This is a genomic window from Neisseria sp. P0006.S004 (assembly GCF_051963015.1).
Classification (GTDB): domain Bacteria; phylum Pseudomonadota; class Gammaproteobacteria; order Burkholderiales; family Neisseriaceae; genus Neisseria.
In genome coordinates this window covers 217,357-240,390 of sequence record NZ_JBQCUS010000003.1, presented here as the reverse complement: position 1 = coordinate 240,390, position 23,034 = coordinate 217,357, and the positions used below count along the sequence as shown (strand labels likewise).

The window sequence follows — 23,034 nt, the reverse complement described above, 5'->3', positions numbered from 1 at the left end:
GATGCCTTTTATTTTTATAAATAATAATAAAAGTATTATTAAAATGATCTCCTTCCTGGAATCAGCATGAGGGGGGCTTTGCAAAACCTCCTTGCTCACTCTACTTAAATATCTCCCCATTCTAATCCGAATCGCTGTAAATACTTTCTCAATCGGTCGCTGTCATTGACTTTTGCCCTTTCTGTTCGGGAGACGTTGAACAATGCACGGCCGGCAGCGGCCATATTGGGATGTTTGCGGCATTCGTCGATGACGTGTTGCAGTTGTAGTTTGTCGAACAAATCCAATGTGTCCCAATCGACTTTATCGGGGTAGTCTTGTGTTTTTTCAGACGGCCTGTTATGTAGGAGGCCGTCTGAAAAGGGTTCTTCCGACCATAACCATTTGAGGCGTTCGATTTCGGCTTGGACTTGTTCTACCTGTATCCTGCCTTGAGGTGCAAGTGTGGCAAGGCGCATGATGCTGGCGGCGAGGTCGCGGAAATTGCCGCGCCATGGTGCTTGGTTGGAGAGGGCAAAGTCGAGGTAGGCGGCCAGGGCTTCTTTGTTGAAGCGGGTAGTGCGGCCGAGTTCTTGCGAGGCTAGGGCGAGCTGGTGTTCGACGTTGGGCTCGATGTCTTCGCGGCGGTTGGCGAGTGCGGGCAGTGGATAATTCCAGATATTGATGCGGGCGAACAGGTCTTCGCGGAAGCGTCCGGCGCGAATTTCGTGGCGTAGGTCGCGGTTGGTGCCGGCGATGAGTTGGAAGTCGCTTTCGACTTCGCTGTCGCTGCCGACGGGATAAAAGTGTTTTTCTTCAATGGCTTTGAGTAACATGGCTTGTTCGTCTAAGCCCAATTCTCCAATTTCATCTAAAAACAATACGCCGCCGTCGGCAGTTTTTAGGTAGCCTTCACGTTTTTCCGCCGCGCCGGTAAAGGCGCCTTTTTTGTGGCCGAACAGGGCAGATGCTGCGCCGTCGCCGCGAAGGGTGGCGCAGTTTACATCGACAAATGTGCCTTTAATCAGATGGCGCGCTTTTTTCAATTCAAAAATCCTGCGTGCCAGCATGGATTTGCCTGCGCCTGTCGGGCCGGAAAGCAGAATGGGGGAAGGGGAATTGAGTGCGACCTGTTCGATTTCGGCAATCATGCGGTTGAAGGCAGCGTTTTGGGTTGAGATGCCGCTTTTCAGGTAGCGCACTGCGTCATCGCGTACGGCAGCAAGGCGTTCGGCCAGTACGTCGTAACGAGCCAAGTCTAAATCGATGATTTCATAACTGCCGACATTGCCGTCCTCCATACTGCGTCTTTGGTTTTTGGGTGGAGCGGTTTGTAACAGTACGCCGGGGATTTGACGTGATTCCACCAATAAAAACAGGCAGATTTGCGCAACGTGCGTACCCGTGGTGATGTGGGTGAGATAGGTTTCTTCTTCTGTATCAAATGGATAGCTCGCCGCCCAATCATGCAGTTTGGTATAAACCTCGGAGAAATCCCACGGGTTTGCCAGCTCCATAGGCACGAGATTGACGACTGTGTGCGGCGACACCTGCTGAATATCGGCTTTTACATGATCCGCCAACTCGCGGTATTTCTCCGCATAAAACAGTTCCATGCGGTCGAGATGAAAATCTTGACGCTGATTCATGGCGACATTCGGCCGCCATTTCTGCCAACGCCCTTGACCGAAACCACTGTCCAATACCGTACCGAGAAAGCTGACGGCGACTTGTTTTTTAGGATGAGTATTCATGTTTCAGACGGCCTTTAAATTATTTTTTCCAATACAAATTTGCCGTTGACTTAACCGCAGGCGTTTGTCCAAATCATCGAATCGCATCATATATTCTCTTATATCTTATTTTCTATATAACTATCTATAAATATATTTTTTACTATTCTACGCTTCTTGCCGATAAAAGCTACTTTAAAATATATTCTCTTTATATTCAATCAATTAAAAATTATTTTTATAAAAATTTTATTCTTGGCACGCTGTTGGCTGCGTTGTGAATGTAACGATACAGCAGATGCTTCGGGAAATACAGTTACCGGAGAAAAATTTTCCGTAAATTTAGTTGCTGTGTGGTTACAGGGCGAATGCCAACAAGACTACATTTGGATTAACAGGTTCGAATCCTGTCTCGTCTGATAGACGTTGAACGTCTTGTTTATTTAGTCGCCCACCCTTTTCCAATATGGCAGGCAAATGCCTAGGGAAACTACAACATGGATACCCTTGTGTCACAGGTTCGAGTCCTGTCTCTGTTATCCAAAATAGCAGAGTAGCTCAGTTGGTAGAGTAAAGGCATGTTTCCCTTAAAAACTTGTTGCGTGCCATATTACTTTTACGGCAGCAGGCGGATGCTCGGAGAAGGTACATTAACCTTTTACGTTAAAACCGTTTCTCTTCATGTTTATCCGCTACGTTGCCGCCGTCTGAAATATTCAGGCAGGCAGATATAAAAACTGTTTTTGGTGCAAACGGCAAATGCCGAAGGAATTACAGCCTGCTAAGCGCGAGGTCGCGGGTTCGAGTCCCGTCTCTGCCGCCAACTATGGCAGAGTAGCTCAGTGGATAGAGCGCGTAAAAATTTCTCCACTCTTTGTTGCCCAATGTGCCACCCCTTATGGGCGAATGCCATTAGGATTACATTCCTTTCTTGCTACAAACCTGAATGATCCTAATTAAACTGGTCGCCCTACGGCAGTAGGCGGATGCCCGGAAGAGAATACATTAGCTTTCAGTTAAAAACGCTTCTCTTCATCTTTAGCCGCCACACTGCCACCCATTCAAGGCCGTCTGAAAAACAAAGCTAAAACAAGTTCAGGCGGCCTCAAACCAACAATATGAAAGAAAATGAAAATGGCTAATACTACCTTGTTTCAATCGATTAAAAACCGTTTTACTAAAACCGATACCCATAATGAAGCTGGCGGCATCGCCTACACGCTGACCCCTAAACAACAGCTGGCACAGCTTGCCGCTACCGGTTGTCTGAACAATACCTACTATGCCGATGCCCAAAGTCAGCTTGACCAAGTATTGAAGTTGGCAGAAAGCCTGGATGCCGAGTTTATCGCCAAAACTGCCGTATATGCCCGTCAAAAAGGTTTTATGAAAGATATGCCTGCGCTGTTGCTTGCCGTATTGGCGCAAAAAGACGTGAACATGCTTGCCCGTGTATTCGACCAAGTAGTGGACAACGGTAAAATGTTGCGCAACTTCGCGCAAATTATCCGTAGCGGCGCAGTCGGCAGAAAATCTTTCGGCAACCGTCCGAAAAAGCTGATGCAGACTTGGCTTTTGACCGCCACCGAAAAACAATTGTTGAACGCCGCTATCGGCAACGCCCCGTCGCTGGCGGACGTGGTCAAAATGGTGCATCCCAAACCGCGTGAAGCATGGCGTGCCGCATGGTTTGCATGGCTGATTGGTAAACCGTACGACCGCGAAGCATTGCCGCCCATTACCCGCGCTTTTGAAGACTACAAACAAAGCCGAGAAGGCGAATTGCCCAACGTTCCTTTCCAAATGCTTACTGCTTTAGACTTGAACAGCGGCGACTGGGCGCAAATTGCCTGTAACGGTTCATGGCAGCAGGTTCGTCAAAACCTGAACACTTTCCTGCGCCACGAAGTATTTGCGAAAAGCAAAAACATCAAAATGGTGGCAGAAAAACTGCGTGACGAAACCGCCATTGCCCGCGCCCGCGTCCTGCCTTACCAATTGCTGACCGCGTATCAGGCAACATCTAATCAAATGCCGTCTGAAATCCGTGAAGCCCTGCAAGATGCGATGGAAACCGCCGTACAAAACGTACCGGTAATCCAAGGCAAAGTCATGGTTTGTCCGGACGTCTCCGGCTCCATGCACAGCCCGGCTACCGGCTATCGCGGCAGCGCGACCACCAAAACCCGCTGCATCGATATTGCCGCGCTCGTGTCCGCCGCCATGTTGCGTACCAATCCGCAAGCCCGCGTGATACCGTTTGAACAAATCACGGTAAACGTGAAGCTCAACCCGCGCGACAGCATCATGACCAACGCCGAAAAACTCGCTAATGTCGGCGGCGGCGGAACGGCATGCAGCGCACCGCTCGCCATGTTGAACCGTGAAAAAGCCGACGTGGATTTGGTCGTCATCGTATCAGACAACGAAAGTTGGGCAGATGACAGCCAAGGATGGGGTACCACAACCAGCCTGATGAAAGAGTGGGATATTCTGAAACGCCGTTGCCCAGAAGCCAAACTCGTTTGTCTGGATATCCAGCCCTACACCAAGGCTCAAGCACGAAACCGTCAGGATATTTTGAACATCGGCGGCTTCTCCGACCAAGTATTCTCCCTGATTGGTTCCTTTGCCGAACGAGGTATGGGTACAGATTTCTGGGTAGATGAGATTGAGAAAACGCCGTTGGCAGCTGTGAACTGAAGCTAAGGCCGTCTGAAAAAAGGGTAGAAATATTTTTTCAGACGGCCTATTTATTCAGGACAAGCTGAGAAAAAGAATAAGGAAACAAAATGCAAAAATTTATCTTAATCCGCGGTCATCAAGGTTCGGGAAAATCGACTTTTGCCGAACAAAAAGCCGCTGAATTTAAAGCGCAGTATCCGGATGCGGAAGTGGTCCGTATTGAAAATGATTTGTTCATTACCGATGAATACGGTGAATATCGTTGGTCGGGCGAAGCGGTGGATAAGGCGCAGAAACGCGGCAATGCCTTGATGACTGAAACTTTGAGGCTTGGACGCCAAAATCCGAATCGAAATATTCTGATCATTAATTCCAATACCAACCAAAAAGCTTCGCGTTGCCGTCATTTATTGGATCAGGCGGAGAAAAGCGGTTTTGAAACAGAGGTCTATCGACTGCACAATTTCTATCCCAACCTGCATGGCGTGAAAGAGCATGACGTATTGGCGGCGTATATCAAGCTGAACCAAAACCGTGTGGCAAACGAAATCCATATCGAGGCCGTGCAACCGGCAAATGCGGAGCAGTTAGAAAAAATCGAACAGATGCAGGCTGTCGAGCATAAGCCGCTGCTGTTTGATGAAGCGCAGCAAACCTTTGTGACTGATCACTATCTGCAACACGGCAGCCGTAACTTTACAGCCAAAGCATCCAAGCGTTATCCCGAATTGCGCGTGTTGAAATACGCCCGCAGCGTGTTCTATAACAACCGCTTTGATGATGCTTTGCTGGAAATGCGCGGCTTGATTATCGATGCGCATAATCGAATCATCGTGCGCCCGTTTAAAAAAGTGTTCAATTATTCGGAACGTATTGCCAAAGGCAGCCGCTATCCGATACGAATCAGTGACGAGAAGCTGGTGGACTCGGTTGTAAAAGTGAACGGCTTCCTCGGTTGCTGCACTTTCGTCTCGCTTTCAGACGACCATCCGTCTCACGGCGCAGCGTTTGACGGCAAAGTGCTGTATTCGACTACCGGTTCGCTTGATAGTGCGTTTGCGGACATGACCGCCGCACACTGCGCGCAATACGAAACCTTGTTCCGCGCATATCCGAACCATACTTTTTTGTTTGAAATAACAGACGCGAAAGACGTGCACATCATCCGCGAAGAATTGGGCGAAACCTTAATCGGCTGCATTGACGTGGCGACCGGCCGTCAATTTTCTGAAGCGGAATTGGATGAAATCGGCAAACAATATGGCGTTCGCCGCCCAGAAATGCTGAAAAACATCACGTTCGGCGAGCTGAAAGGCCGTCTGAAAAACGTGGAACACGAAGGCTTTATGGTATTTGATGCGCAAACCGGCGAAATGCTGTTCAAACTGAAATCGCCGTATTACTTGATTTCCAAGTTTCTGGGGCGAAGCAACGAAGGCAACATCGGCCGCAAACTGGACAAACGCCATGTTGATGAAGAATTTTATCCTTTAATCGACTATATCCACGAGCATCAGGAAGCATTCAATGCTATGCCGGAATTGGATAAAATCGCGTTTATCCAAGCATTTTTGAGACAGTTGTAAGGCCGTCTGAAAATAGAGGAAGCAATGCGTATTTATTTTCCGCGCTCGTACGCTTCGATTTCGCCGACTTTAGGTGCATAGCTGCTGCTTGTGTTGTGGCGTAAGTCCAACCAGATATCGACCAATGCCCAAGCGGCCGGCACGGCAATCACGTTTTGCCCCATACATAAAACCTGTGCATCATAGTTTTCCACCGATCCGCGGAGCGTGAGCAAATCGTGCGCCGTAGCCGCCCGTATGCCGCGCACTTTATTGGCGGCGATTGCCGTACCCACGCCTGTGCCGCAAATCAACAGCGCACGGTCGGCGCGTCCTGCTGCGACTTCTTCGGCCGCGGCAAACGAGAGTTGCGGATAGCTTCCTTCTGGCGAGGATAAATCGACCAAGCTGCTGACGCGCGGGTCGTTTTGCAGATGCGCTTTGAGCGCGTCTTTCAATATTGCGCCGTTGGCCGGCGCAGCAATAACCAAACGCATAAAAACTCCTTGAAGCACACAATAAACATTACTCAGCATACGCCCGCGCGTGATACGATTCAAGCCTGCAACGCAGAAAGCACGGTATGAGCAAAACCTACTTCACATCAGACCTACATTTTTCACATAAAAACATCGCTAAATTCTGCCCCCAATTTCGACCGTTCGATAACGTGGAGCAGATGGATGAATTTTTAATCCAGACATGGAATGAAACCGTTACGCCTGAAGATACGGTGTACAACTTGGGCGATTTTTCCTTTGCCCAAGACTATAAGCAGATAGAGCGCGTTTTGTCGCGTTTGAACGGGCAACATCACTTGATTTACGGCAATCATGATCATGTGATTCGGCAGCATGCTGATTTTTTCCGCAGCCAAACCAAGCATGACGGCCATCCGCTGCTGTCGTCCATACGGCCGTATATGAAACTGAAATTGCCGGAAATTAAGAATACGCTGGTTCTCTTTCACTATCCGATACAGGAATGGGACGGCTGCTATCAGGGCTGGTATCACTTGTACGGTCATTTGCATGACAGGGTGGCGGAAATCAAAGGGCGTGCTTTAAATGTCGGATTTGATTTGCACGGCCGCTTTTTGACGGCGCAAGACGTCGATAAGTTTTTGTGTGATTTGCCTAAAATTTCGTATTTTGGCGAAGCAGGCTTGAAGGCCAATTCGCCGGAAGAAGCGGCTGAGCTGGTGTCTCGGAAACTGGCGCAGTTAAATCAGGTATAATTTCAGACGGCCTTTGCGGATTTCTAGCAAAGGCCGTCTGAATATCAATTTCCCATTTTTGAGTGATACATGGAAAAGCTTTTGGCTTACTTACTACAAAAAATCAGCCTCCCAAACCAAACCGGCAAGGACAAGTCATGAGCGGTAAGCCTTTGAAGTATCCCGTTTCCGCTTTGGTCGTTTTGCATGATAAAGACGGCAATATCCTGCTGATTGAACGCACGGCGCCGCAAGGTTTTTGGCAGTCGGTTACCGGCAGTTTGGAAGAGGGCGAGCGTATCGAAGAAACCGCATGGCGTGAAGTGTGGGAAGAAACTGGTATCCGCCTGGCAGACGGACAGCTGGAAAACTGGCATGACAGTACTGTTTATGAAATCTATCATCACTGGCGCCATCGCTATCCCAAAGGCGTTTTTGAAAACCGCGAACACATCTTCTCCGCCCAAATTCCGCGCGATACGCCCATCGTCCTGCAACCGGACGAACATGTTGCCTACGGCTGGTTTGGTGCGGAAGAAGCGGCGGAAAAAGTGTTTTCCCCTTCCAATAAACGCGCAATTTTAGAATTGGTCAAAAGGCTGAATGCCAAAAAGGCCGTCTGAATACGACAGTTTCACATTTTCAGACGGCCTTGGGTTTGCTATACTTTCGCCGTTTGACTCTATTTAAAATCAAAGGAAACCATCATGGCAGACTTCAACAAAATCCTGACCCCGGGCGACGTGGACGGCGGCATCATCAACGTTGTCAACGAAATCCCTGCAGGCAGCAACCACAAAATCGAATGGAACCGCAAACTGGCCGCTTTCCAACTTGACCGCGTTGAACCGGCAATTTTCGCCAAGCCGACCAACTACGGCTTCATTCCGCAAACTTTGGACGAAGACGGTGACGAATTGGATGTATTGCTGGTTACCGAGCAGCCTTTGGCAACCGGTATTTTCCTGGAAGCACGCGTTATCGGCGTGATGAAATTCGTTGACGACGGCGAAGTGGACGACAAAATCGTCTGCGTTCCAGCCGACGACCGCAACAACGGCAACGCCTACAAAACTTTGGCCGATTTGCCGCAACAACTGATCAAACAAATCGAGTTCCACTTCAACCACTACAAAGACCTGAAAAAAGCAGGTACCACTAAAGTTGAATCTTGGGGCGATGTAGAAGAAGCGAAACAAGTCATCAAAGAATCCATCGAACGTTGGAACAAACAAGCCTAATCGGTTTGTCCCGTCCAATATCAAGGCCGTCTGAAAGCGAAGTTCAGGTGGCCTTTTTATGTTTCAAACCAATATAACAAAATCGTCTTTAAAACAAACAAACCATTCTTTCTCATTTTCAGACGGCCTCATTAAAGTAACGCCTATATCAAAAATAAGGAGTGCTTCAATGACTGCTACCACAACCGACCCACGCGCCAAGCTGCCTGAGACGCCTTTGTCCGGTAACGAAGCCTTGAAAGAGCGCAGCGATTATCTACATGGCACGATTAAGGAAGAGTTGAAAGACGACTTTACCGGCGGCTTTACTGCCGACAACTTTCAGCTTATCCGCTTCCACGGCATGTACGAACAGGACAACCGTGATATTCGTGCCGAGCGTACCGAACAAAAACTTGAACCCTTAAAAAACATGATGTTGCGTTGCCGTTTGCCCGGCGGCATCATTACGCCGAAGCAGTGGCTGGGTATTGACAAATTTGCCGGTGAAAACACGATTTACGGCTCCATCCGCCTGACCAACCGTCAAACCTTCCAATACCACGGTATTCTGAAAACCGATTTAAAACAGGCGCATCAGGCATTGCACAAACTTGGTTTGGATTCCATTGCCACAGCCAGCGATGTCAACCGCAATGTGTTGTGTACCAGCAATCCGGTGCAAAGCACGTTGCACCAAGAAGCCTATGAATGGGCGGCGCGCATCAGTATGCACCTTTTGCCGCGCACGATGGCATATGCCGATGTCTGGCTGGACGGTGAAAAAGTGTTCTCGACCGAGCCGCCCGAGCCGCGCAATAAAGAAATTGCCGATGAGGTCGAGCCGATTTTGGGTAAAACCTATCTGCCGCGCAAATTCAAAACTGCCGTCGTGATTCCGCCCGATAACGATGTGGACATTCATTCCAACGACTTGGGTTTTGTGGCGATTGCAGAAAACGGCAAGTTGGTGGGCTTCAATGTATTGGTCGGCGGCGGCTTATCCAGTGAACACGGCAATACTAAAACCTATCCGAACACTTCTTACGAATTCGGTTTCGTTCCGCTTGAATACACACTCAATGCTGCCGAAGCTGTCGTTAGCACCCAGCGCGACTGGGGCAACCGCAGCGACCGCAAAGCTGCCCGTACACGCTATACGCTGCAACGCGTCGGCGTGGATGTGTTCAAAGAAGAAGTTGAAAGGCGCATGGGCATTAAGTTTGAACCCATCCGTCCTTACGAATTCACCCACCGTGGCGACCACATCGGCTGGGTACAAGGGCATGAAGGCAACTGGCATTTGACTTTGTTTATTGAAAACGGCCGCCTGCTCGATTATCCCGGCAGACCGTTGAAAACAGGCATCCGCGAAATTGCCAAAATCCATCCCGGCGACTTCCGTCTGACTGCCAACCAAAATCTGGTGGTTGCCAATGTGCCGCCGGAATTGAAAGATACGATTGATAAAATTGCCAAAGAACATGGGTTAATCAGCAAATCAATTACCATCCAGCGTGAGAACTCGATGGCCTGCGTTGCCTTGCCGACTTGCCCGCTGGCAATGGCAGAGGCCGAGCGTTTCCTGCCGACATTCTCCGATAAAATCGACGAAATGTTCGCCAAATATGGCTTGGAAGACGAATACATCGTTTTGCGCGTAACCGGTTGCCCCAACGGTTGCGGCCGCGCCATGCTGGCGGAAATCGGTTTGGTCGGTAAAGCCGTCGGACGCTACAACCTTTACGCAGGCGGCAACCGTGAAGGCACACGCATTCCGCGCCTGTTTAAAGAAAACATTACCGAACCTGAAATCCTTGAAATTGTCGAAGACTGGGTGGCAGATTGGTCTCGAAACCGTTTGGATGATGAAGGTTTTGGCGATTTCGCCATCCGTACCAGCATCGTCAAACCTGTATTGGACGCTCCGCGAGACTTCTGGGCATAACGCATACAGACAGATCCACAAGTCTACAATAAGAAAATAGAAGAAAACCAAAGGCCGTCTGAAAATCTGATTTTCAGACGGCCTTTTATATTGTGCGAGTTTATATCAAAGATGGGGTATAAACCGAATCAGCGACGGCGGCCAAAGCCCCGACCCATGCTGGGGCGGCGGTAGTTGGAAGGCTGACGCGCGGTTTCGCGGTAACGCTGTTGCTGTTGAGCGTTTTGTTGCTGGGCACGCAGGGTGCGCGTATTCAGCTGTTGGCTGGTGCGTCCGTTTGGACGTGCGGTTTGATAATAGTTGGTACGGGCTTGACGGGCAATCGGGCTGTTTTGATTGCGCGCCTGAGTAAATTTATTGGCCAATGTGTTGCCGATAAATGCACCGGCTGCAGTACCTATCAAGCTTTGCAGCAGCCAGCTGCCGGTGGATTGGTCGTAGATGTATTGTTGGCCGTCTGTACCGGTTACCGGGTGGCCGTTGTTGCCGTTGGCTTGTGCTTCGGCAGGAATGGTGTCTTTCACGGCTTCAGGCGTAAGCTGGTAAACCGTATTGTCTTCTTGTTGGCCGTTTTGTTGTGCCAACTGTTGTTGTAATGCTTCGATTTGTTTTTGTTGCTGCTCAAGCTGCGCCTGGGTATTGTCTTTGCAGGCAGCGAGGGCAAAAGTGGAAAGGGCGGCTAAGGCAATCAGTTTTTTCATTTTTTTTCCTGAGAGAAGTTTGTCTTTGCCGAGATTTCGGCGGAGTGTGTTCGCCTAATATTAAACCATTTCCCTGTTTTTCAAGTGGTTTTACAAAATAATATTGGAAAGTTGCGCTGCAAATGCACGGCTGTTGGCAGCCAGATTGCCCAGCGCAGGCATTTCGTGTTCGGTTTCGATAATCAGCAGGTTGGCAGGGCGGCGGGTGTGCAGGGACATTTGCATTTCAGCGGGAGAGAAGGGCATATGATGGCGTTTGGCGAAAGCTTCGGCGCGTTTGTTGGCAGTCTTGAGCATAGGTAGCAGGGTAATGTCCAAATGGAAACGGCGTACGCCCAAAACCAAAATACGCGCCGCAAAGAAGTCCGCTTCATCAGTAAAAACGTTGGGGCTGCTTTGATTGAAGTCGTGGCGCTCTGCGGCAATCAAGGTCGCGATGGTGCGTACTTGCGGAATCAGGGCTTCGCTGATGAGGCTGTCAGGCGAATCAGGCAAAGTGTGCATGTTGAGCATGCTGTGGTGGCTGTTGCTGTCAACGACCATGCGGCAGGTGTGTAACATTTGTGTTTGGCTGTGGATTTTAGTTGAGGCAGTCATGGCTGTATTCCTTATTTCTTAAAAATGGGTGGATTTAAGCGGCCATGGTGGGTATAAAAAAAGCCGCTCAAATGAGGCGGCTCTAATTTGCGTATTTTCAATTTGGTCTGTTTTAGACAAGCGCAAAAAAGTACCGCACGTTTGTGTGGTACCAATAGAAGAAAGTAGCAGAGCGTTGCGCGGTTTGCATGATGAAAATACGTCTTTAATGTATAAAAGAATGGAACGTAGTTTAAAACAAGAATGCCAGTAATTTCAATATCCAATCGATAAAACCCACCAATAAATCTACAAGTTGTTGTAATCCTTCCAATTTATTTTCTTTCGAGTGAGTCAAATTTGCACAATTATAATGCAAAACCGGGTGAATTGATAACAATCCGAGCAGGCTCTTTAAAAAGGCCGTCTGAAAACTGAATTTCAGACGGCCTTTATTTTTGTTTATCCAATCAATAAACGTCGCGTTGGTAGCGTTTGTCTTCGCGCAGGTCGTTGAGGTAGTCTTCGGCTTCGTCGCGGCTGAGTTTGCCTTGGGTTTCGATGACTTCGATCAGGGCGTTTTCGACATCGCGTGCCATGCGTGTAGCGTCGCCGCAGACGTAGATGTGTGCGCCTTGTTGCAGCCAGTTCCAAACTTCGGCGGCGCGTTCGGTGATTTTGTGTTGGACATAGACTTTGTGTTCGCCTTGTCGGCTCCATGCGAGGTCGGCGCGGGTGAGGAGGCCGTCTTTGCGCCAATCGCTCCATTCGAGTTGGTAGAGGAAGTCGTCGGCCAGGCGTTGGTTGCCGAAGAAGAGCCAGTTTTTGCCGCTGTCGCCATTGACTGCGCGTTGTTGCATAAAGGAGCGGAAGGGGGCAACACCTGTGCCTGCGCCGATCATGATGATGGGGGTATCGCCGTTTTGTGGCAGGCGGAAGTTGGGGTTGGGTTCGATAAAGACGCGGATTTCGCTGCCTTCTTCGAGGCGTTCGCCCAAGTAGCCGGATGCTGCGCCGGTGTAGGTGTGGTCGTGGTGGTCGAAACGAACGACTCCGATGGTGAGGTGGACTTCTTCACCGACTTCGTCTTGTGCGGAGGCGATGGAGTAAAGGCGCGGGGTTTGTGGGCGGAATAGGCTGTATAGGTTTTGTGCGTCCAGTGGGTGCGGATAGGCGGCAAGTACGCCTACGGGCGGTGTGGCGGCGAGGTAGGCATCCAGTTGGGCTTTATCTGCAACTATGGTTTTGAGTTCCTCGTTGTTTGTTAATTCGGCGTATTGTTGGACGAATGCCGGTGTGTTTTGGGTGATGTCTGCGGATTCGGTCAGGGCGGTGCGGATGTCGGTTTCGCGGCCGTCTGAAAGTTGGACGGTTTCGTTGCCGTTCAGTTGGTTGAGGTCGAGGATTTCTTGAACGAGGTCGGCGGAATTAAGCGGCCATACGCCGAGCGCGTCGCCTGCCTGATAATACAAACCTGAGCCGCTGAGATCGATTTCGATGTGTTCGACGTCTTTTTCCGCGTCGCGCGAGGTGATTTTTTGGCGCACGGATAGGGTGGCTATGTAGGGGTTTTCTTTGGTGTAGATGGCATCGTTGCTTGGTGTGGCTGAGCTGTTTGGTGCAGCGGTTGTACTTGGACTTGTTGCTTGGGCGGTTAACTCAGCCACTTTGGGTACGACGGCGGCAATCCATGCGTCGGCATCGGCCTGGAATTCTAAGTCGCAAATGCCCAAGTCGTTCAGACGGCCTGCACCCAGTTCGGCAAATTTGGCATCAAAGTCTTTGCCTGCTTGGCAGAAGTTGGGATAGGAGGAATCGCCAAGGCCCAAGACGGCAAAGGTCAGTTTGCTGAGATCAGGTTTCTTTTTGCCGTAGATGAATTTGTACAAGGGTAGGGCTTCTTCGGGCGGTTCGCCTTCGCCTTGGGTGGAGGTAACCAAAAGGACGATGTCTTCGTCGGGCAGGGTTTTGCTTTTGAAATCGCCTGCGCTGCTGAGGCGGGCTTCTACGCCGGCGGCTTGAAGTTTGGCGTGTAGGGATTCGGCAACGCTGCGGGCATTGCCGGTTTGGGAGGCGGAGAGGACTAACACGCGGCGGCTGACTGCCGAAGCGGCCGTTTGCAGGGCAGATGGTTCGGCTACTATACCGGATACGCCTTGGCTTTGCGCCCAGCAATAGCCGGAGAGCCAGGCAAGTTGGGTGGGGGATAGTGTGGAGAGTTGGACGGAGAGTTCGGGGGGAAGCGGATTGGCTTGGCTCATTTGGATTCCTTTATTGGACGGCTATAACCGATTGTTTGAATAATGGACAGTCGCCACTTTAAACAGGCCGTCTGAAAAAAGGAAAGAATGCTTGGTTTTAATTTAAGATGATTTCGTTATATTCGGGAAGGTATTAGGCCGTCTGAGCATACCTGTTCAGACGGCCTTGGATTGGATAGAAACGAGATTTTCAGTTTCCGCTGGAGAGTTTCATCACTACGACGCCGGAGATGATGAGAAATGCGCCAAGCCAGCGGCCGAAGTTGGCAGCATCGTTGAAAAATACAACGCCTACCAAAAAAGCCCCTGCCGCGCCTATGCCTGTCCAGACGGCGTAGGCTGTACCCATCGGAATACTTTTTTGGGCAAGGTAAAGGAAGTATCCGCTGCCGACGATGCAGGCAAGCGCGGCGGCAAAGCCATGCCAGCGGTAGCCTTCCTGTTGTGCCAGCTTCAAGCCCAATGGCCAGCCGATTTCCAGCATACCGGCTAAGATTAAATAAAACCAACTCATAATATGTCCTGATAGTGTGTTAAGGTTTCAGACGGCCTTAGAAAGATTGTTTTCTTCCGAGAGTTCAACGCGTTGTCCGATATCTTTTAGATTGGAGTATTGTTCGACCAAGCGCGGTACATCGTCCAAGCTCATTGCAAACATCCATAAATAAGTGCTGACGGAATAGATATGGCCGGCGCTTCCGTAGCCTTTAAGCGTCATGTGTATAAAGGCGAAGCCGAACAATACGCTCATCGCCATGCCGATACTGAGATAGCCTAAGGCTTCGCGGTTGGAAATCAGCACGCGTAGTTTGGCAAACCAGCCATAGTGGCGGTAGAGCTGATGCTCGTTGCCGTCGCGGATAAGGTGGTTGTCGCGTTCAAACCGATTGTTTAAATGGAAATATAGGTTTTCGCTGATGGCGGCAAAACGCGGCAGCAACCATAAAAACAGGGCAAGTATCGCGACAGCCAATACGCCCACCCAAAATTCCAATATCAGCAACATCATACATGCACCGAAGATGGAGACCAGCGAAGTAGCAGCGATGGGCAGGTGTTCTTCAAAAAAACTGACAAACTCGCGCGATAGGGCAACGCGTGCGGTAATGGCGGAATGCGGTACTTCTCGCTTGCGCTGTTCCAAAACGACCGGGACGGCTATTTCAGTATAGATTTTGGTAAATGTACGCGTATCGGCTATCCTTCGGGCGGCGCCGATTATCCACATTAATAAGACCACCACACCATACAACATTGCCTGCCAGACGTTGCCTTCCATAACGGCATTAATCGCCCAGCCTCCAAACACGGGATATACCAGCAAGAGCAGATTATCCAAGCCGACGAGAGAGAAGGTTGTGATGAGTTTGCGGCGGTGTGTTTGACCGATGTGTTTCAACATTTTCCACATGGTTGCCCTCCTTCCTTATTTAGTATTGAGGGTTTGCGCCATTAATTCGGCCAACGCGTCCAAATCGGCAAACAGTCGGGCTGCACGTTTTTCACCGAAGGCGGTAAAAATTCGTTTGCTGAATTCCTGCATGTTTTGCACCAATGGTGCGGCGGATTCTTTGCCTTGCTCGGTCAGCGACAATAAGCGTTCGCGTTTGTCTTGTTCGCTTTCGTGAAATGTCAGCAAGCCTTGTTCCGCCAGCGTTTTGCATGTGCCGGAAACGGTTTGCTTGGGCAGGCTCCATTCTTCGCCTATGTGTTTTTGAGTGCGGCTGCCTTCGGTGGCCAAGGTGTAGAGAACGGCGAAGGTATTGTAGTTGGTGTTTTGCTGTTTAATCCATTGGTCAAATGCGCTGTCTATGTGGCTGATACGCATGCCGAGTTGGTCGAGCTGATTTATAAATTGGTCTCAATATTGACTAATTGGATGCGGATTATAGTCATGTTTAGGACTAATTGCAAATGGAGGGCCGTCTGAAACAATCATTTTCAGACGGCCTTGAAACCGTTAAAATAATTAATGTAGAAACGATATATTCAAACTACGATAAACCTAATAAAACCATCTTCAGCACATACGCCATGATTCATTTCTTATCTCAAAACATCTCCTCTAAACAAGCCACTGCCATCGGGCTGCTTGCCGTTGCTTTGTGGAGCTTCGTCATTTCTCTGATACGCTCTTTGAGCCTGCATATGGGGGCAGTGGGCGGCGCGGCAATGATGTACACCCTGTCCACCGTATTGATTTGGCTGATTTTCGGCCGGCCGCATTTGCGTAATTACAACCGCAGCTATCTGTTTTGGGCGAGCGTGTTTTTTGTCGGCTGCGAACTGTGTTTGTCGCTCTCGGTCGGTTTTGCGCAAAACGCGAGACAGGCGGTGGAAATCGGCATGGTCAATTATTTGTGGCCGACGTTTACCATTGTCGGAGCGGTATATTTCAACAAACAGCCGTCAAAATGGTGGATAGTCATCGGCTTTGTGCTGTCATTTTTGGGGATTGCCACTGTATTGGGCGGCGACGTCGGCTTGTCGATTTCCGGCATTTACCACAATGTCCGCACCAATCCCGGCGGCTACATCATGGCATTTGCGGACGCAGTGTTTTGGGCGGCATATTGTACGCTGACGGCGCGCGTGAAAGCGGAAGGCAGCAGCGTCGGTTTCTTCTTTGCGCTGGTGTCGATACTGTTGTGGATAGAGTATTTTCTCAGCGGCGCGGATACGTTGAGTTTTGATTCCGTATCGCTCGGCTATGCCGTTGCCGCCGCATCTTGCATGGGGTTGGGCTATGCGGTGTGGAATATCGGTATTTCGCGCGGCAATCTGACCGTATTGGCAGGCGCATCTTATTTCATTCCGGTATTGTCTGCGGTAGTGTCCTCGTTTTTGATCAGCGCGCCTTTGTCCATGACGTTTTGGCAGGGTGCGGGAATGGTGTGCTTAGGATCGATTGTGTGTTGGTTGGCGACCCGGAGAAAACAGATGGCGTGAGGCAATATCCCATAGCTTCGGGATATAACGAAAACAGCTTTTTTAACAACCAAACATTCTTTCCCATTTTCAGACGGCCTGTTTAAAGTAGCAGTCAGTTTGAGAAATCACGAGAAATGGGAAAGAATCATGACTGCAGCTTCCGCTCCGCTTTTACGCTTCATCACTGCCGGCAGCGTCGATGACGGCAAATCCACCCTCATCGGCCGCCTGCTCTACGACAGCAAAACCTTACTGACCGACCAGATCGACAAGCTTAACCGTGCTGCCGAAAACGGCGAAACGCCCGACTTCGCCAGCCTGACAGACGGCCTTGCCGCCGAGCGCGAACAAGGCATTACCATTGACGTGGCCTACCGTTATTTCGCCACGCCCAAACGCAAATTCATCATTGCCGATACGCCGGGACACGAACAATACACGCGTAATATGGTTACCGGCGCATCGACTGCCGATGCAGCCATTATTTTGGTCGATGCCACGCGCGTCAATTTTTCAGGCAGCGAGCCTGTCCTCCTGCCCCAAACCAAACGCCACAGCGCGATTCTGAAACTTCTGGGCTGCCCCAACATCATCGTCGCCGTTAACAAACTCGACCTGCTCGACTTTGACGAAGCCAAATATCAAGCCATTACCGAGGCTTATCGCAAACTGGTGGAACAAATCGGCCTCCAAGCCCAAATACACTTCCTGCCCATCAGCGCATTAAAAGGCGACAATATCGTTAATGCCAGCAGCCAAACCCCATGGTATCAAGGTTTGCCGCTTTTGCCTTTGCTCGAAAGCCTGCCCGTCAACCGTCAAAATGCCGTCGACCAAGCCGCGCACTTTCCCGTACAACGCGTGGCGCGCCAAGACGGCAGCAGCAGTGACGACTTCCGCGGCTATCAAGGCAGATTGGAAGCAGGCCGTCTGAAAGTGGGCGATGAAGTTAAAGTTTTACCCAGCGGCCATGTTGCCAAAGTTGCCGAAATCTATAATGCCAACGGTAAAACCGAATCTGCCGAGGCAGGGGAAGTGTTGACTGTCGTTTTGGATACCGACATCGATATTTCACGCGGCAACAGCATTGTTTCAGCCGACAGCGCCATTGTTCCCGAACAACAATTTCAAGCCGCGCTTTGCTGGTTTGACGATATTCCGCTCAATCTGCGCCGCAAATATTTGTTGAAACACACTACCCAAACCACGCCCGTAAAAATCAGCGAAATTGCCTACGTTTGGGACGTGAACACCCTCAGCCGCGTCGAATCCGCCGAAACGCTCAAGCTCAACGACATCGGCAGCGTCAGCTTCAAAACCCAGCAGCCGCTTGCTGCTGCCGCATACGAAGACAACCATGCACAAGGCGCGTTTATTTTGATTGACGAAGCCACTAACTATACTGTCGCGGCAGGCATGATACGCAAAGTTAGCGAAACAAACAGTTTTGAAATTTAAAAGAAAAGTTGCAATAAAAAAAGGCCGTCTGAAGTTTCAGACGGCCTGTTATTTTATCCAAGGCAAAATGTTTATGCGCCGTAAACCGGATATTTATCGCACAAAGCAGTCACTTGTTCGCGGACTTTGGCGAGATTGGCTTCGTCTTCAGGGTTGGCCAATACGTCGGCAACCAAGTTTGCCAATACGCGCGCGTCGGCTTCGTTAAAGCCGCGTGTGGTCATGGCGGCGGAGCCGATGCGGATGCCGGAGGTAACGAATGGTTTTTCCGGATCATTCGGGATGGCGTTTTTGTTGACAGTGATATGAGCTTTGCCCAAAGCGGCTTCGGCGGCTTTGCCGGTGATTTTCATCGGTTGCAGGTCAACGAGGAAAACGTGGCTTTCGGTATGGCCGGAAACGATGCGCAAACCACGTTTAACCAACTCTTCCGCCATAGCGGCAGCATTGATTTTCACTTGTTTTGCGTATTGTTTGAACTCAGGTTGCAACGCTTCTTTAAACGCTACGGCTTTGGCAGCAATAACGTGCATCAGCGGACCGCCTTGCAGACTTGGGAAGATGGAAGAGTTCAGCGCTTTTTCGTGGGTATTGTCACGGCACAAAATCACACCGCCGCGAGGACCGCGCAGGGTTTTGTGGGTGGTGGTGGTCACGAAGTCGCAGAATGGCACCGGGTTAGGATATTCGCCGCCGGCAATCAGACCCGCATAGTGCGCCATGTCGACAAAAAGGTATGCGCCGACTTTATCGGCGATTTCGCGGAATTTTGCCCAGTCGATTTGCAACGCATAGGCAGATGCACCAGCCACAATCATTTTGGGTTTATGTTCAAGAGCCAAGCGTTCTACTTCGGCATAATCCAGAACTTCGTTTTCATCCAAACCATAAGTAATGGCGTTGTAGAGTTTGCCCGAAATATTGACGCTGGCACCGTGGGTCAAGTGGCCGCCGTGTGCCAGAGACATGCCCAAAATGGTGTCGCCCGGTTTCAAAACAGAAGCGTACACGGCTTGGTTGGCTTGCGAGCCAGAGTGCGGTTGGACATTGACATATTCTGCGCCAAACAACTCTTTAGCGCGGTCAATCGCCAATTGTTCGACAATATCAACGTATTCGCAGCCGCCGTAGTAGCGTTTGCCAGGATAGCCTTCAGCGTATTTGTTGGTCAATTGCGAACCTTGGGCTTCCATAACGGCACAGCTGACGTAGTTTTCAGAGGCGATCAGCTCGACGTGGTCTTGCTGGCGCTTGTCTTCTTGGGCGATGGCTGCTGCCAAATCGGGGTCATATTGTGCGAGGGTAACGCTTTTTGAAAACATGTTCTCGATTCCTTTGTGATGGGCTGAAAATATAGGATGGAGTGCTGCGGATTGGTTCAAGATGAACTATTTTTCTTGCATTGTCAACAATTGTGTCGGGTGTTTGGTTTCAGACGGTCTGAAATTGAAGGGTTTATTTGAAAATATCATCTTGTTTTAAATGAAAATCCATTTTTTCCAGAAGCGCGGCTAAGTCGGCTTCGGCTTGGGCGGCTTTAAGATTTTTTGCCAGTTCTACTAAGGCTACCGCATTTAAGCGTTCTTTCTCCAGCCGTAGAGCTTCTTCGCTGAAGATTTTGATATTGTCTGTCGATTCGGCGGTATCTATTTTTTCAAATGGATAAAATGATTCTTCGTGCACGGACAAACCGTCGGGCAAGGGGGCAGCATGGTTGAAATCGGCATCATTGACCGGCATCCATGAAGGATGGTTTTCAAGCAGGATAAATTGTCCGTCCATGCCGTTGATGTGACGGAATAGGGTGGTTCGGCCATTGTGTAAACGCATAAGCCCGATTGTATGCCCAAGTCGGCAAGCCGTCTATAAAGCCGTTTCTTTCTATTTTGGCGCTAACTTATGTTGATATTATTAATTTTGATGTAAAACAGTTTCGACTTAAAAAAGACTGGATAAAACGCCCGTGTTTGTTATAATGAAGCTAAAGATTAATTCGTCCTAGTTTTTGGCAGCAGTACTTTTTTATTTAATTAACAAGAGAGGAAAACAAAATGTTTCCAGAATATCGCGATCTGATTTCTAAACTGAAACAAGAGGATGCACACTTTGCCCGTTTGTTTGAGGAGCACAACGAGCTGGACGATAAAATTACCGGTTTGGTGAATAACGTGGTAACCAGCGGCTCCGAAGAAATCGAGGAGCTGAAAAAAGCCAAACTCAAACTCAAAGACGAATTGTATGCTCTTCTGCAAAAAGCAGCAGGCAAATAATTAAAATTTGAATAAGGCCGTCTGAACGGTATGATGGAAATCTCAGATTCCCTTTCATGCCGGTTCAGACGGCCTTTTTAATTATTAGGCATTTGGTTATTTTTATTGGCTTAATTTAACGAATAATTGTAAATCACTCTTAATTGCATTGAAAACTCTGTTAAGTTTATTTAAAATCTCGAATAATTTTTATTTTGATTTTTAACAAACAAAGTTAAAGAGAAACGATGCAATGAAAACATTCACACTCGCCATTTTGCCTTTGGCGTTAATTAGTGCATTCTCACACGCAGCTGAAGAGAAAGCAGTTGAGCAGGCTGAAGTCGATACCGTTTACGTTACTGCCGAGAAGCAACTGCAACAGTCGCTCGGCGTATCGCGTATTTCGAAAGACGACATCGACAAGCGTCCCGCAGTCAACGATATTTCCGAATTTGTCCGCACCATGCCCGGTGTCAATCTGACCGGCAATACGGCAACAGGTCAGCGTGGCAACAAACGCCAAATCGACTTGCGCGGTATGGGTCCTGAAAACACTTTGATTTTGATTGACGGCAAGCCAGTTAATTCGCGCCAGTCCGAGCGTATCAGTATGCGCGGTGAACGCAATACGCGCGGCGACAGCAACTGGGTGCCGGTTGAGGAAATTGAATCCATTACTGTTTTGCGCGGTCCGGCGGCAACACGTTACGGCTCGGGCGCGATGGGCGGCGTGGTCAATATTGTCACCAAAAAAGTGTCTAAAGAATTTAAAGGCCAAGTCAATCTTTACGCCAATCAACCGCAAGACAGCAAAGAGGGCGCAACCCGCCGTATCGGCTTTAATTTGAGCGGTCCGATTATCCAAGATACTTTGGGCTTCCGCATTTACGGCAATCTGAATAAAACGGATGCAGATGCGGCCGATATTAATGCTGGGCACGGCAATGACAGCGCGGCCGGTGTCGAAGGCGTACGCAATAAAGACATTGCAGGCCGCCTGCAATGGAAAATCAGCCCTGCGCAAACGCTGATTTTAGACAGCAGTTACAGCCGTCAGGGCAATATCTACAACGGCGATACGCAAAACAGCAATCCGCGTTCTGCTTTAGTCAATTCTTTGGCCGACAGTAAAGCCGAAACCGCCCGCTTATACCGTTCCGCTTATTCTTTAACGCATGACGGTGCATGGGAATGGGGCGATACCAAAAACGTGATCAGTTATGAGCGTACAGTCAATAGCCACTTGCCTGAATATTTGACCGGCGGTCCGGAAGGCAGCTATACAGGCTTGGATTTTGTTCAAAGCCGTCTGAAAAACTTACGTTTCAGCAGCGAAGCGAATATTCCGTTTAAACTCGGTGTTGATAATGTAATGACGGTCGGCGCAGAATTTACTGACAGTAAGTTAGATGATCCTACATCTAACTCGCAAAGTCTGACAGATATTATTCCCGGTCGTCCTGGTCAACCGCAACGTGTAATTGTCAACACCTTCCCCGGCGTATCGGAACATCGTAGCGGTAAAACTTCACAACGCAACTGGGCGGCCTACGTTGAAGACAATATTTCGTTGACCGACAAAACCCATCTGATTCCGGCTATCCGTTTCGACCATAACAGTGCCAGCGGCAGCAATTGGAGTCCGGCTTTGAACTTCTCGCATCAAATCGGCGAAAACTGGTTGGTTAAAGGCGGTGTTGCCCGTGCGTACAAAGCGCCAAATCTGTATCAAGCTAGTTCTGACTTTATCCTGTACACACGCGGTCAGGGCTGTCCGCTCAATGCGCCGAACACTGTCAGCTGTTTCTACATGGGCAACAGCAATTTGAAACCTGAAACCAGTATCAATAAAGAGATTGGTCTTGAGTTTAACAAAAATGGCTGGCAGGCTTCCGCGACTTATTTCCACAACGCGTACCGCAATAAAATCGTGATCGGCGACCAGCTTATTGCCACTAGTAATATCGGCAACTGGCTCCTGCAATGGGAAAATACGCCGAAAGCGACTATTTCGGGTATCGAAGGCAACTTGGTGATTCCGTTGCATGACACACTCAAGTGGAGCAACAATTTCACTTATATGCACAAATCTGAAGATTATCAAGGCAATCCATTGTCTTTGGTGCCGAAACACACCATCAACAGCACATTGTCTTGGACGCCGAACGAACGCTTCGATGCCAACCTGACCTTTACCCACTACGGCCGTACTAAACCGCGCGGCGTAGCGATTAATATACTGGAACGAGACGGTAATCTACGTTCAGGTATCACGCCTTTAACTTCCGAGCGCAACCAAACCCAAGTCGGTTCTTACGGCATTTGGGGCATCAACGCAGGCTACAACTGGAACAAACGCGTGGCCGTCCGTGGCGGTATCAGCAATCTGTTTGACAAAAAACTGTACCGCACGACTGCCGGTACACAAACATACAACGAACATGGCCGTGCCTTCTACGGCAGTTTGAAAGTATCGTTTTAAGTAGAAGCGTATTAAATCAGGCCGTCT

20 protein-coding genes are annotated in these 23,034 nt (G+C 49.4%); 10 read left to right on the top strand and 10 right to left on the bottom strand.

The genetic code is table 11. From position 1 onward, the window contains the following. Positions 1-104: 104 nt before the first annotated feature. Entirely contained in the window at positions 105-1,733 is a 1,629-nt protein-coding gene (gene rtcR, locus ACTHR2_RS06315; RefSeq protein ID WP_263337041.1) for an RNA repair transcriptional activator RtcR, read from the bottom strand. Between the two features lie 1,107 nt (positions 1,734-2,840). Here rtcR and ACTHR2_RS06310 point away from each other — a divergent pair. Together ACTHR2_RS06310 and ACTHR2_RS06305 are read left to right on the top strand one after the other, a co-directional pair. Next, positions 2,841-4,415 carry a vWA domain-containing protein gene (locus ACTHR2_RS06310; RefSeq protein ID WP_440375501.1) on the top strand — a complete coding sequence of 525 codons (1,575 nt, stop codon included), beginning with the start codon at positions 2,841-2,843 and terminating at the stop codon, positions 4,413-4,415. Positions 4,416-4,504: 89 nt separating this feature from the next. Beyond that, the gene (locus ACTHR2_RS06305; RefSeq protein ID WP_440375500.1) at positions 4,505-5,983 is read left to right on the top strand and encodes an RNA ligase; all 1,479 of its coding nucleotides are present in this window, start codon (positions 4,505-4,507) and stop codon (positions 5,981-5,983) included. A gap of 32 nt (positions 5,984-6,015) precedes the next feature. Here the strand turns inward: ACTHR2_RS06305 and ACTHR2_RS06300 are convergent, their stop codons facing one another. Continuing rightward, positions 6,016-6,459 carry an RpiB/LacA/LacB family sugar-phosphate isomerase gene (locus tag ACTHR2_RS06300; protein ID WP_440375499.1) on the bottom strand — a complete coding sequence of 148 codons (444 nt, stop codon included), beginning with the start codon at positions 6,457-6,459 and terminating at the stop codon, positions 6,016-6,018. Between the two features lie 86 nt (positions 6,460-6,545). Between ACTHR2_RS06300 and ACTHR2_RS06295 the strand changes: the two genes are divergently transcribed. The 4 genes from ACTHR2_RS06295 to cysI all read left to right on the top strand — a co-directional run bounded on the left by ACTHR2_RS06295 (position 6,546) and on the right by cysI (position 10,346). Further along, positions 6,546-7,199, top strand: coding sequence for a phosphoesterase (locus ACTHR2_RS06295; RefSeq protein ID WP_440375498.1), 654 nt, complete (start codon positions 6,546-6,548; stop codon positions 7,197-7,199). A 137-nt stretch (positions 7,200-7,336) separates the two neighbouring features. After that, on the top strand, positions 7,337-7,801 hold the full coding sequence (gene nudB / locus ACTHR2_RS06290; protein WP_070838221.1) for a dihydroneopterin triphosphate diphosphatase: 465 nt from the start codon (positions 7,337-7,339) through the stop codon (positions 7,799-7,801). 84 nt (positions 7,802-7,885) lie between these two features. Further along, entirely contained in the window at positions 7,886-8,419 is a 534-nt protein-coding gene (locus tag ACTHR2_RS06285; RefSeq protein ID WP_003678634.1) for an inorganic diphosphatase, read from the top strand. A gap of 169 nt (positions 8,420-8,588) precedes the next feature. Beyond that, a complete protein-coding gene (cysI, locus tag ACTHR2_RS06280) occupies positions 8,589-10,346 on the top strand; it encodes an assimilatory sulfite reductase (NADPH) hemoprotein subunit (protein WP_440375497.1) in 1,758 nt (585 codons plus the stop codon). A 128-nt stretch (positions 10,347-10,474) separates the two neighbouring features. Here the strand turns inward: cysI and ACTHR2_RS06275 are convergent, their stop codons facing one another. The 6 genes from ACTHR2_RS06275 to ACTHR2_RS06250 form a co-directional block, all read right to left on the bottom strand. Further along, positions 10,475-11,047, bottom strand: coding sequence for a hypothetical protein (locus tag ACTHR2_RS06275; RefSeq protein WP_440375496.1), 573 nt, complete (start codon positions 11,045-11,047; stop codon positions 10,475-10,477). 90 nt (positions 11,048-11,137) lie between these two features. Next, complete coding sequence (locus tag ACTHR2_RS06270) at positions 11,138-11,644, bottom strand: hypothetical protein (protein ID WP_003685697.1); 507 nt, start codon at positions 11,642-11,644, stop codon at positions 11,138-11,140. 449 nt (positions 11,645-12,093) lie between these two features. Further along, entirely contained in the window at positions 12,094-13,884 is a 1,791-nt protein-coding gene (locus tag ACTHR2_RS06265) for an assimilatory sulfite reductase (NADPH) flavoprotein subunit (protein WP_440375495.1), read from the bottom strand. Positions 13,885-14,074: 190 nt separating this feature from the next. Beyond that, complete coding sequence (locus ACTHR2_RS06260) at positions 14,075-14,398, bottom strand: DMT family transporter (RefSeq protein WP_004520006.1); 324 nt, start codon at positions 14,396-14,398, stop codon at positions 14,075-14,077. Between the two features lie 27 nt (positions 14,399-14,425). Then, positions 14,426-15,295: an ABC transporter six-transmembrane domain-containing protein gene (locus ACTHR2_RS06255; protein WP_070588398.1), complete on the bottom strand. Its 870-nt coding sequence runs from the start codon at positions 15,293-15,295 to the stop codon at positions 14,426-14,428. Positions 15,296-15,310: 15 nt separating this feature from the next. Then, positions 15,311-15,736 carry a MarR family winged helix-turn-helix transcriptional regulator gene (locus tag ACTHR2_RS06250; protein WP_070588400.1) on the bottom strand — a complete coding sequence of 142 codons (426 nt, stop codon included), beginning with the start codon at positions 15,734-15,736 and terminating at the stop codon, positions 15,311-15,313. A gap of 182 nt (positions 15,737-15,918) precedes the next feature. Here ACTHR2_RS06250 and yddG point away from each other — a divergent pair, with 182 nt between their 5' ends. Together yddG and ACTHR2_RS06240 are read left to right on the top strand one after the other, a co-directional pair. Next, positions 15,919-16,833, top strand: a complete 915-nt coding sequence (gene yddG / locus ACTHR2_RS06245) for an aromatic amino acid DMT transporter YddG (protein ID WP_440375494.1) — start codon at positions 15,919-15,921, stop codon at positions 16,831-16,833. 129 nt (positions 16,834-16,962) lie between these two features. Then, entirely contained in the window at positions 16,963-18,273 is a 1,311-nt protein-coding gene (locus ACTHR2_RS06240) for a sulfate adenylyltransferase subunit 1 (RefSeq protein WP_263337003.1), read from the top strand. A 71-nt stretch (positions 18,274-18,344) separates the two neighbouring features. Here the strand turns inward: ACTHR2_RS06240 and glyA are convergent, their stop codons facing one another. Then, positions 18,345-19,595, bottom strand: a complete 1,251-nt coding sequence (gene glyA / locus ACTHR2_RS06235) for a serine hydroxymethyltransferase (protein ID WP_263337000.1) — start codon at positions 19,593-19,595, stop codon at positions 18,345-18,347. A gap of 133 nt (positions 19,596-19,728) precedes the next feature. After that, positions 19,729-20,103 (bottom strand): hypothetical protein, encoded by a 375-nt coding sequence (locus tag ACTHR2_RS06230; RefSeq protein WP_263336995.1) that lies wholly within the window; start codon positions 20,101-20,103, stop codon positions 19,729-19,731. 221 nt (positions 20,104-20,324) lie between these two features. Between ACTHR2_RS06230 and ACTHR2_RS06225 the strand changes: the two genes are divergently transcribed. Both ACTHR2_RS06225 and ACTHR2_RS06220 read left to right on the top strand, forming a co-directional pair. Next, a complete protein-coding gene (locus ACTHR2_RS06225) occupies positions 20,325-20,543 on the top strand; it encodes a YdcH family protein (protein WP_036491484.1) in 219 nt (72 codons plus the stop codon). A gap of 232 nt (positions 20,544-20,775) precedes the next feature. Then, positions 20,776-23,007 carry a FepA family TonB-dependent siderophore receptor gene (locus tag ACTHR2_RS06220; protein WP_440375493.1) on the top strand — a complete coding sequence of 744 codons (2,232 nt, stop codon included), beginning with the start codon at positions 20,776-20,778 and terminating at the stop codon, positions 23,005-23,007. Positions 23,008-23,034 lie beyond the last annotated feature (27 nt).

Coding starts and splice junctions, on each gene's coding strand:
- ACTHR2_RS06225 (WP_036491484.1), top strand. CDS start 20,325: ATGTTTCCAGAATATCGCGATCTGATTTCTAAACTGAAACAAGAGGAT.
- ACTHR2_RS06255 (WP_070588398.1), bottom strand. CDS start 15,295: ATGTGGAAAATGTTGAAACACATCGGTCAAACACACCGCCGCAAACTC.
- ACTHR2_RS06230 (WP_263336995.1), bottom strand. CDS start 20,103: ATGCGTTTACACAATGGCCGAACCACCCTATTCCGTCACATCAACGGC.
- ACTHR2_RS06275 (WP_440375496.1), bottom strand. CDS start 11,047: ATGAAAAAACTGATTGCCTTAGCCGCCCTTTCCACTTTTGCCCTCGCT.
- ACTHR2_RS06240 (WP_263337003.1), top strand. CDS start 16,963: ATGACTGCAGCTTCCGCTCCGCTTTTACGCTTCATCACTGCCGGCAGC.
- glyA (WP_263337000.1), bottom strand. CDS start 19,595: ATGTTTTCAAAAAGCGTTACCCTCGCACAATATGACCCCGATTTGGCA.
- ACTHR2_RS06260 (WP_004520006.1), bottom strand. CDS start 14,398: ATGAGTTGGTTTTATTTAATCTTAGCCGGTATGCTGGAAATCGGCTGG.
- ACTHR2_RS06295 (WP_440375498.1), top strand. CDS start 6,546: ATGAGCAAAACCTACTTCACATCAGACCTACATTTTTCACATAAAAAC.
- ACTHR2_RS06305 (WP_440375500.1), top strand. CDS start 4,505: ATGCAAAAATTTATCTTAATCCGCGGTCATCAAGGTTCGGGAAAATCG.
- rtcR (WP_263337041.1), bottom strand. CDS start 1,733: ATGAATACTCATCCTAAAAAACAAGTCGCCGTCAGCTTTCTCGGTACG.
- yddG (WP_440375494.1), top strand. CDS start 15,919: ATGATTCATTTCTTATCTCAAAACATCTCCTCTAAACAAGCCACTGCC.
- ACTHR2_RS06285 (WP_003678634.1), top strand. CDS start 7,886: ATGGCAGACTTCAACAAAATCCTGACCCCGGGCGACGTGGACGGCGGC.
- ACTHR2_RS06220 (WP_440375493.1), top strand. CDS start 20,776: ATGAAAACATTCACACTCGCCATTTTGCCTTTGGCGTTAATTAGTGCA.
- ACTHR2_RS06265 (WP_440375495.1), bottom strand. CDS start 13,884: ATGAGCCAAGCCAATCCGCTTCCCCCCGAACTCTCCGTCCAACTCTCC.
- nudB (WP_070838221.1), top strand. CDS start 7,337: ATGAGCGGTAAGCCTTTGAAGTATCCCGTTTCCGCTTTGGTCGTTTTG.
- cysI (WP_440375497.1), top strand. CDS start 8,589: ATGACTGCTACCACAACCGACCCACGCGCCAAGCTGCCTGAGACGCCT.
- ACTHR2_RS06310 (WP_440375501.1), top strand. CDS start 2,841: ATGAAAATGGCTAATACTACCTTGTTTCAATCGATTAAAAACCGTTTT.
- ACTHR2_RS06300 (WP_440375499.1), bottom strand. CDS start 6,459: ATGCGTTTGGTTATTGCTGCGCCGGCCAACGGCGCAATATTGAAAGAC.
- ACTHR2_RS06270 (WP_003685697.1), bottom strand. CDS start 11,644: ATGACTGCCTCAACTAAAATCCACAGCCAAACACAAATGTTACACACC.